The sequence below is a fragment of the Aliiruegeria sabulilitoris genome, assembly GCF_001558155.1.
Lineage (GTDB): Bacteria > Pseudomonadota > Alphaproteobacteria > Rhodobacterales > Rhodobacteraceae > Tropicimonas > Tropicimonas sabulilitoris.
Genome location: NZ_LOAS01000108.1, coordinates 1 through 969 on the forward strand (window position 1 = coordinate 1; position 969 = coordinate 969).

Annotated in this window: 1 protein-coding gene; it reads right to left on the bottom strand. The window is 60.2% G+C overall.

Annotated features, from left to right (window positions below; genetic code table 11):
* Window positions 1-111: 111 nt before the first annotated feature.
* The gene (locus tag AX756_RS24765; RefSeq protein ID WP_068318561.1) at window positions 112-957 is read right to left on the bottom strand and encodes a bestrophin-like domain; all 846 of its coding nucleotides are present in this window, start codon (window positions 955-957) and stop codon (window positions 112-114) included.
* Between the last annotated feature and the right edge of the window lie 12 nt (window positions 958-969).

Sequence of the window (969 nt, forward strand, 5' to 3'; positions counted from 1 at the left end):
CGTCCACACATGACACCGCCGTCAGAAACGATCACCGCTAGGCCTGCACTGTAGGCCCCAAATGTTGCCTGTTGGATTGACTGGATCGCGCATCAAGCGCAACGAAAACTGTCATTCGGCGGCATTTTCCAAGGCTGTCTCCATCTCCCGGATAGTGGCGAGCATGGTGTCCGGGTTGACCCTCATGGAACCCTCCAGTGCTCGATCGAGGTCGAAAATCACGATCATCACGACGGAAAGAAGGCCCGCAAACGCCAACACGTGCCACGTTAGCGCTTTGCCCTGCAACGCAGTCCGGTTGCCTACAACAAAGATCGCAACGACGGAGGCCAGAAAGATCATGAGCTTGGCCGGGGGAGGGATCTGTTCGGCTGCTGCGGCGAGGCGCAGGGTATGGGCGTCGAGCATGTCGGTCACACTGCGCGCAACGGCTGCCCGGATCGGATCGGAAGTAGATCCGCCGATGGCCTGCATTGTCGTAGGCCAAATCTTCGTCTGTGCTTCGAATGTCCGTTCCAGAAATGCGTTCCACGCCGTCCTTGTCCGGATGTCCGCGGGGCTCGCAATGCGAGTCTGCGCGTAGGCGAGTATCTGGGACTGGAGATCAGTGCGCCCTGGATCATCGACGAGATTGGCGGTCAAAAAGGCCGTGCTGATTGCCGCCGCCTCCCGGACCATCGCCCCCTGCCGCTCCTCGCGCCAACCGAGCGCCGAACTGAAGGCGAAGCCGAGCAGAAGCCCGAGGAGTGCCAGCATGGCACCGAGTGAGGTGGCGCCTGGCGCCTGTTCGGGTTGGACGTGGTTGTTCTGTCTGCGTCGGTACGCGATTTGGCCGACCCGGAATCCGAGGAATGCGGCGACCGGTAATACGACGAGCGTCAGAACCGCCAGATAGGAAAAGGGCAACAACGGTTCCGTAAAGCCCACAAGGAGATCTGCCGTCTCAGTGCCAGACATCTAATTACACCA

Coding starts and splice junctions, on each gene's coding strand:
- AX756_RS24765 (WP_068318561.1), bottom strand. CDS start 957: ATGTCTGGCACTGAGACGGCAGATCTCCTTGTGGGCTTTACGGAACCG.